This is a genomic window from Salinicoccus kekensis, assembly GCF_900220995.1.
GTDB lineage: Bacteria > Bacillota > Bacilli > Staphylococcales > Salinicoccaceae > Lacicoccus > Lacicoccus kekensis.
The window spans coordinates 26640-34634 of record NZ_OBQF01000009.1; the positions used below are offsets into that span (position 1 = coordinate 26640).

The 7995-nt window shown below is 49.4% G+C and carries 10 protein-coding genes; 3 read left to right on the plus strand and 7 right to left on the minus strand.

Features of this window, described 5'->3' with window-relative positions:
- Positions 1-66: 66 nt before the first annotated feature.
- Together CRN96_RS13065 and CRN96_RS13070 are read right to left on the minus strand one after the other, a co-directional pair.
- Positions 67-588 (minus strand): DinB family protein, encoded by a 522-nt coding sequence (locus CRN96_RS13065; RefSeq protein ID WP_097042967.1) that lies wholly within the window; start codon positions 586-588, stop codon positions 67-69.
- Between the two features lie 4 nt (positions 589-592).
- Entirely contained in the window at positions 593-1108 is a 516-nt protein-coding gene (locus CRN96_RS13070; RefSeq protein ID WP_097042969.1) for a GNAT family N-acetyltransferase, read from the minus strand.
- Between the two features lie 147 nt (positions 1109-1255).
- Between CRN96_RS13070 and CRN96_RS13075 the strand changes: the two genes are divergently transcribed.
- Together CRN96_RS13075 and CRN96_RS13080 are read left to right on the plus strand one after the other, a co-directional pair.
- Positions 1256-1435 (plus strand): hypothetical protein, encoded by a 180-nt coding sequence (locus CRN96_RS13075; RefSeq protein ID WP_097042971.1) that lies wholly within the window; start codon positions 1256-1258, stop codon positions 1433-1435.
- A complete protein-coding gene (locus CRN96_RS13080; protein WP_097042973.1) occupies positions 1432-2079 on the plus strand; it encodes a DsbA family oxidoreductase in 648 nt (215 codons plus the stop codon). The genes CRN96_RS13075 and CRN96_RS13080 overlap by 4 nt, the downstream gene beginning before the upstream one ends.
- A gap of 39 nt (positions 2080-2118) precedes the next feature.
- Here the strand turns inward: CRN96_RS13080 and CRN96_RS13085 are convergent, their stop codons facing one another.
- The 5 genes from CRN96_RS13085 to CRN96_RS13105 all read right to left on the minus strand — a co-directional run bounded on the left by CRN96_RS13085 (position 2119) and on the right by CRN96_RS13105 (position 5404).
- Positions 2119-2490 carry a hypothetical protein gene (locus CRN96_RS13085; protein WP_143544329.1) on the minus strand — a complete coding sequence of 124 codons (372 nt, stop codon included), beginning with the start codon at positions 2488-2490 and terminating at the stop codon, positions 2119-2121.
- Between the two features lie 65 nt (positions 2491-2555).
- Positions 2556-3119 carry a group-specific protein gene (locus CRN96_RS13090; RefSeq protein ID WP_097042977.1) on the minus strand — a complete coding sequence of 188 codons (564 nt, stop codon included), beginning with the start codon at positions 3117-3119 and terminating at the stop codon, positions 2556-2558.
- A gap of 21 nt (positions 3120-3140) precedes the next feature.
- On the minus strand, positions 3141-3740 hold the full coding sequence (locus CRN96_RS13095; protein WP_179647251.1) for a GNAT family N-acetyltransferase: 600 nt from the start codon (positions 3738-3740) through the stop codon (positions 3141-3143).
- A 114-nt stretch (positions 3741-3854) separates the two neighbouring features.
- The gene (locus CRN96_RS13100) at positions 3855-4328 is read right to left on the minus strand and encodes a pyrimidine dimer DNA glycosylase/endonuclease V (RefSeq protein WP_097042981.1); all 474 of its coding nucleotides are present in this window, start codon (positions 4326-4328) and stop codon (positions 3855-3857) included.
- Entirely contained in the window at positions 4328-5404 is a 1077-nt protein-coding gene (locus CRN96_RS13105; protein WP_097042983.1) for a hypothetical protein, read from the minus strand. The genes CRN96_RS13100 and CRN96_RS13105 overlap by 1 nt, the downstream gene beginning before the upstream one ends.
- Before the next feature lie 168 nt (positions 5405-5572).
- On the opposite strand from CRN96_RS13105, the gene CRN96_RS13110 reads away from it, so the two are divergent.
- On the plus strand, positions 5573-7561 hold the full coding sequence (locus CRN96_RS13110; RefSeq protein WP_097042985.1) for a catalase: 1989 nt from the start codon (positions 5573-5575) through the stop codon (positions 7559-7561).
- Positions 7562-7995: the final 434 nt, after the last annotated feature.

Here is a 7995-nt window from a genome sequence, read left to right on the forward strand (position 1 = left end):
TCCTGATAGTGATTACTTTCATTATACCTAGTAACACACTATGAATAAAGGGGCTGTTTTACAATTTCATCGCCGTTCCCGTTCCATCAAAACATTATAATGATGCTTTTCATGGATATATCCCACTTTGATCATCTGCACGACATTAGGCCAATTTGGCACAGGATCGGGGTAACGGATCGTATAGGCTTCCCGGTCCGAAAGACCCGTGACCTGCTTCTTAAGCTTTTCGGTCTCCTCTTCAAGCATCAGCCTGAGCTCGCCTTTTGAATACCTTCGATCCATCTTCGGCTCCAGTATTTTCGGCGCCTTCATCGTGGGGCCGGCATAGATGTTGTGCATATGGCCGTTTTGTTCAGCGGTCTTTATTCCGCCTGCTTTAATGAAGAGCCTTGCTGCAGGAAGGTAGACTTGAGAGAACTGCCTTGTGAGCCTGAGCAGCAGGTAGCAATGGTAGATGACTTCCCCGATGCTCCATTTATCCGGCTCGGCCCTTTTGTAGATGTCCCCGTTGAATTCCTCTGTTTTGAAGTAATGATCCCTCAGTGCTTCGAGTTCATTGAAAGTCCTTTCGATTTCATGGTTCACGTCATCACCCTTTACTGAATGTGCTGGTATAGCTGAACGTCCCTTCCACATTTCGAAGTGCGCCCGCTTCCAGTTCCTTGATGAGGAATGCCGCTCCCGGCATTTCAAACGATGCGGAAATACCCAGATCAGCGGCCGGGACGTAACCGGGGGTGCCGTAAAATTCAGGCGCGCCCAAAATGCTGATATATGTATATCCTGCATCCGCCGCCGTCTGTTCCGCTCCCCTGATCAGGGCAGTCCCGACCTCAAGATGATCCAGCCCCGGCCGCACCGCGACGGGTCCGAGTGCGAGCCCTTCAATGCCGTCGACACTCACCTCGCTCATCAAGATGTGTCCGAGCACCTGCTCTGCTTCCACAGCCACGAGTTCGAATGCCGGGTTGTAGGACTTCTCGGCGCGTATCCTTTTCACAAGCTCCGCTTCACCCTGATATCCTTTTTCGGATTCTGTGAAACTGTCCCTGAGGAGTAACTCCACCCCATTGAATTCCGTGACTTTGATGCTTCTGACTTCCATATCTTTCTCCTTTGACACAATATTTTTCTGCATGTTGTTTGTCTTTCAAATACCCTGAAGCAGGCAGTTTAATCGTCCTCTTTTCCCTCAAATGTTACAATTGATGCCATCAGTGGATATTTTCCCGACAGAAGGGGGCGTTCAATTATGAACATTCAAGAAGATGGGGCAAAATCCCGTAAAGACAGCGAAACAAATGATACGCAGAGTGAAGTGATCGAACTGAAATCATTCAGCCTGGATTCCTCCGAAGGCCTGATGTGTGATTTCAACACCGGCATCTGCGGACCGGTGGACGAAGAGGAAAAGAAAGAGGATGAAAAATGAAGATAACAATATGGTCGGACTTCGTATGCCCGTTCTGCTTCATCGGACAGGCACATCTGGATGCAGCACTTGAAAATTTCGAGCATAAGGACGATGTGGAAGTTGAATATAAGAGCTATCTGCTCATGCCGGATGCTGAATATCAGCCGGGACGTTCCTACTATGAATTCTTTGCGGATAAATTCGGCATGCCCGTCGAAAAAGCCAAGAAGCAGCTTAAGCAGCAGGCCGAATCGGCAAAAGCATCAGGCGTCGTCATGAACCACGACATCGCCAAAATCGCCAATACATTCGACGGCCACCGCGCCTTCCAGTATGCAAAAGATCAGGGCAAAGGCACGGATTTCTTCAAACGCTTTTACGCTGCACATTTCACGGAAGGTGAAGTGCTGAGTGATACGGACACGATCGTACGCATCTCCGAAGAGGTCGGCCTCGACGGTGAAGCGGTGCGCAGTGTTGTGGAGAATGAACGGAACACGGACAAAGTGCAGGCGGACATCAGCCAGGCCCGCCAGCTTGGCGTGCAGGGCGTGCCATTCTTCCTTGTGAATGACAAATACTCGATTTCAGGCGCTCAGCCGGTCGAACTGTTCCAGCAGGCGCTGAACCAGATCTGGCAGGAAGAACAGACAGCGGAATGATCCATATAAAAAACGAGGATGCCTGTGCATCCTCGTTTTTTATAATTTCCTGACTTCGAAATTTTCTAGTCCTTTGACTTTCCCGGTTTCAAAATAGGTGTGGAAGTAATGCTGCAGCGAGTACTCATCCAGATGCTCCTTATAATAAACTTTTCCCTTGTCCGGTGAGTCTTCCGAAGGCAATGCCTCAACCGTGAACATGCCCATTTCCCCGATTGCCTGCACCACCCCTATATCCAGCTCCTGGTTCAGCTGGGCGAGTGATACAAATCCGGTCTGCCCTTCCTCAAGCAGTTCCAGCGCTTTATAGACGTCATCGATGGTCGGTGCATCATTGCCGCCCTGATCCATAGTGAGCGATGTATACGGGTCTGTATCTTTATCAACTGCCGGCTGATTGCTTCTGAACATATCAAATATTCCCATGGAATCCTCTTCCCTTTAATATATTTCCCGGGTAATCAAAACCATACCCATCATTCAATACTGTCGCTCCAATTGATGATTTCAGCCCCTTCAACAGAGACTTTCCCCCTGCTCAGCACGTGGGGCACAAACTTGAACATGGCCACACGATTACCCTTCCTGCATTCCTCCACAAAATACTCGAGTGTCTCCATCGGCAGCGCTTCCGCTTCCCTGTATGCACTGATATCCAACACCTCGACGTTTTCCATGGCGATGGGCGCTTCCGGCCCTCCATAATGTGCTTTGTCATAGTGGTACAACACATTCCTGTTGTCTTTCAGGTGCTCTACAGGTATCTTATAAAACTTCAGGTCATCCTTCAAGTTCAAGTCGAGCTTCTTCAACTCCCTGTAAACATGATGCGGATGCAGGGCGGAAAAATGAACGACATCATTCCACAGGCAGTCGAGGCGGGGCACTTTCCTGTCCACCAGAAATTCCCTTTCCGGGTGGTCATCATACTTGCTGATGTATCTCGCATACAGGTTTTCATCCAGCGCCTTCATCCAGTTCAAAGGTATGAGGTAATGCCCGGACATATTTTCAGGCACCAGGTGATAAACGAATTTCATGGTTCCCTCCCCCCATTCATATCAGTCGTCACTCAAACTCTTCAGCATATGGTAGGCTGTAAAATCCTTCTTTTGAATGGTCTCCATCATCCTGTAGCCGAGTTTCTCATAATAAGCAACATTTTCCGCGTTGGCTGTATAAAGGTAGATCGGGCGTCTGACTGCTTCCGAATATTCATCGAGTGCCGCCATCATTGCACGGCCGATCCCCTTGCCCTGGAAATCCGGATCCACCGCAAGGATCTCCAGCAGCAGCGCTTCTTTCGGTATCGCCGCAGGCTGCTGCATCGCCCTGTGCAGCCTGTAGAGTTTTTTATATTTCACTCTCTTCGCAACAGGCGCGACCTTCCTGAGCTTCTTGACAGTCTGCTTCAAGTTCGAAAGACCATGCCCCTCACCCGTCATCCTCATCGAGTAGACACCGGCGATCTCACCTTCATATAAAGCAACATCGACCTTTTCCCCGTGTTTTTTAAACACCGTCAGTTCAATCTGCAGCAGTTCGGCGAAAAGCGCCTCCGTTTTCGGGTCGCTGAAATCGAATGTATTCCTCGCGAACTCCTCTGTCTGGAAACTCTTTGAGATTACACGCGCTGCCTGTTCGATATGCTTTTTCTCCATCGGGATAATCTCTATTGAACTCATAACCGTCTCCTTATTTGGATATTTGTATCCTTTTATTTTCATTATACAATAAAAATCTCCTGAATATTACTTCAAATAAAAATCTGATATTCATGTCCCGATATTACATCTCGGCGGGATCTTATCCGCTGCCCACTTGCTGAACAGCAGCGCTTCATATTTTTCATATGCTTCTTCCGTATGACACCGCTCTGTGCCGTACACATAAAACGGCGGGATCTTTTCTTCGCTGAAGAGGCTTTCATCCAGCTCTTCCTTGATCAGCCGATCCAGTCCCGCAAGATCTTCACGGAATGCATCCGACCGCCGGCCGCCCCGCCTCCTGTGTTCCTCATCCATCGCCTTGAGCATCGCGAGCGCATCCGGCAGATGAGGCCTGCCTTCATTGTAGACCGCCTTCACCACGGGGTGGTGTAGATACCGCGTGTTCACTTCCACCAGTCCCATGCCGCCGAGGCAGACACGGATGATCTGATACAGTTCCAGCACCTGCTTCGACAACCGCCTGTTATCAAGGAACCTTGCACTGACATTGTGATCCGGACTCACCCTGAATATCTGCATCAGCCTTCCATGCCTTCATTTCTGTAATAATCGCCGAGGCGTGCGTATTCAGGGAGGGCCTTCAGCACCTCATCGCGCTTTTTCGGCCATTCCTCATCACTGTACTGCGCCTTCAGCTCATTGAAAGGTTCCATATTATTGACATCATACCGGGTGGTGAGCAGCCAGAGCTCTTCAATATAAGCTTCATGGTTCTTCTTTATCTTATACAGTTCCTTCAACTGGACCGTATACTCCCTGCTGAGCCCGTGCGGCTTATGATGGATTTCCCTGCCTGCTTTCAACAGCTCAATCGCCTGATCATACTCCCCGTTTGAAATGTACCTGTCTATCGCGAACCGCCTCACTTCAAAGAAATCCAGATGATCCTCGATGAACGCATCCATCTTATCTTCATCATCCATCTGTTCTGCGAGTTCCAAGTAGAACCTCGCCCATTTCTCGAGCTCCGCCTTATCCAGTCCGGCTTCACCTCCCAGCGACTCGATCTGCTGGCCAGCAATCTGCAGCTTCCTTTCCATCTGGTTCGGTTCCCTGAAATTATCCAGCAGGAATTCAAGATACTTATCCGTATCCGTCGCATCCCCCAGACTCGCATGCCTTGAAATGATCCATCTGAACATCGATACGGCCACCGACCTCGGCCCGCTGTTCAGGATCGCCTGCCATACCCTGAAGATTTCATCCATGATTTCAGATACCACCCCGCCGGCATCCTCGATGCGGAGTTTATTAATCCGGAGGAAAATCAGCTTGGTGATATCAAATGCTTCTTCGAAATACTTGTTGTTGACGAGACCGGTGACTTCAGTGTTCAGGAAGTCGTTCAAGCCTTTCTCCATCCTTCTCGCCTTCGAATACGGCACAAAACTGCCCTTCTCGACATTCGGATTGACGATATCCTGATACCGCTTCTTATACTGGTCGAAGTCCCCTTCGGTCAACTCATTGTTGCTGAGGAGCCTGAGGCGCATCACCAGGTTCTCGTCTTCACTGAGCAGATCCACCACGAAATTCTGCAGCGTTTCCTGATCCGTATTTTCCACAAGGTGCCTCAATTCATTCAAGTTCGTCATTTTCTCACCCGCTTAATCAGTTTTCTCACTTCAAGTATACATGAATGCAGTCGCTTCCAAAGGGAAAATACTTCGGGATTTTCATAATATTCCTGCCTGAATACCGGATTAATAGCAGAAAATTCAGGGTATTGAATAGATAGATTAAAATTTCAGGAGGGGTTTTGAATGTCTAAGAAAAAAGACGAACTGAGGCAGCGCGACACGATTGATAACACCAAAGAAGCTCCGCTGACGACGAACCAGGGGCTGCCTATGAGTGAAGATGAATTTTCTTTGAAAGCGGGGGAAAGGGGCCCGACTTTGATGGAGGATTTCCATCTCCGCGAGAAAATCACCCACTTCGACCATGAACGGATTCCCGAACGCGTGGTCCATGCCCGGGGTTTCGGCGTCCACGGTGAGTTTGAATTATACGAATCACTTGAGAAGTACACAAAGGCGAAATTCCTGACGGAACCCGGCAAGAAAACTCCTGTATTCACACGTTTCTCCACTGTTGCCGGCAACCGCGGCTCAATGGATATACCGCGGGATGTCAGAGGCTTTGCAACAAAATTTTATACTGACGAAGGAAACTATGACCTGGTGGCCAACAATATGCCTGTGTTTTTCATGCAGGACGCCATCAAATTCCCGGATATGGTGCATGCGGTCAAGCCTGAACCACATAATGAAATCCCGCAGGCGGCTTCCGCCCACAACACTTTCTGGGACTGGGTGGCCACGAATACTGAAAGCGCCCATATGGTCATGTGGCTGATGAGCGACCGGGCACTCCCGAGGAGCTACAGCATGATGGAAGGTTTCGGCGTGAACACCTTCAGGCTCGTCAATGCGGAAGGTAAGAGCCACTTCGTCAAATTCCACTGGAAACCTCTGGAGGGGACCCACTCTGTCCTATGGGACGAGGCACAGCTCATCAACGGTAAAAACATCGACTTCAACCGTCAGACCATATGGGAGAACATAGAAAACGGCCACCCTGCAGAATTCGAGCTGGGACTCCAGGTCATCCCCGAAGAAGATGAGTTCGAAATGGATTTTGACATTTTGGATCCGACGAAACTCTGGCCGGAAGAAGACGTCCCTGTGCAGATCGTCGGCAAATTGTCATTGAACCAGAACGTGGATAACTACTTTGCAGAGACCGAGCAGGTTGCTTTCCATCCCGGTCATGTCGTGCCGGGCATCGACTTCAGCAATGACCCGCTGTTGCAGGGCAGACTATTTTCATATACGGATACACAATTGATCCGTCTCGGCGGGCCGAATTTCCACCAGATTCCGATTAACCGTCCGATATGCCCGTTTTCAAACAACCAGCGTGACGGTTATCATCAGAGCTACATCCATAAAGGCGGGACTGCACATCATAAGAACCATATGAACAACAACCAGCCTGAACCGCTCAGCCCGGAAAAAGGCGGATATGAACATTACAATGAAAAAGTCGAAGGACGTAAAGTGCGTGCAAGGAGCGATAGCTTCAAGGACCATTTCAGCCAGGCCAAAATGTTCCTGAACTCCCTTTCCGATCCGGAAAAGCAGCATCTTTACGATGCATTCAGCTTCGAACTCGGCAAATGTGATATGGAAATCCGAAACCTCGTGCTGAAGGAATTAATCAATAAAATCGACCGCGACCTCGCGGAATACGTGGCTGATCAAACCGGTGCAGAACTGCCTGCAGAAAATGAAGAATCCACTTATGGCAAAAGCTCCCCGGCACTCAGCATGATGAACACGGACTTTTTATTGAAGACACGTACGGTCGGCGTCATCGTCACACCGGATGTCACCGAAGACACTTTGGATGAAACGAGATCAAAGCTTGAGGATAAAGGGCTTCAGGTCAAATTCATCTCGGATAAAATGCATAAAATCGGTAATACGGTATTGGATGAGACGTTTGATACAGTACATTCCGTCCTGTTCGATTCCATGATCGTCATCACAGGAGAATCAGAACTGCCGGCGCCGGCGATCGAGCAGCTGGAAATCGCTTATAAACATAAAAAAGCAATCGGTTTCGGCGGAAACGTCTCTTTCGATAAACTATCCTTCTCCGACGGTGAAAAAGGCGTATCCAATATAGAGACCGACCTGGATATATTCCTGGACGACGTCAAGCACCACAGAGTGTGGGACAGATAAGCGAATAAGTATTTTTGATGAGCCCCGGATTGCGGGGCTCTTTTTATTTGGCCCGACCCTGTTGGGGCTGCGCTGTCGCTACCGGCCAAACGAAAGTCCACTTGGCCGATGGGGAGCGTCTATCGATCAAACCGCACACCCAGTGAGCGATGGAGGGCGTCTATCGATCAAACCACACACTCAGTGAGCGATGGGAGGCGTCTATCGCTCAAACCACACACTCAGTGAGCGATGGAGGACTTCTATCGCTCAAACCACACACTCAGTGAGCGATGGAGGGCGTCTATCGATCAAACCGCACACCCAGTGAGCGATGGGAGCGTCTATCGATCAAACCGCAAGTCAAGTCCATAATCCTGTGTAATAAGGATTAAAGTACAGATATGTAGTTACTCAGTATGTGGGGTTTCCCGCCCCAGCCATGGCTGGGGCGG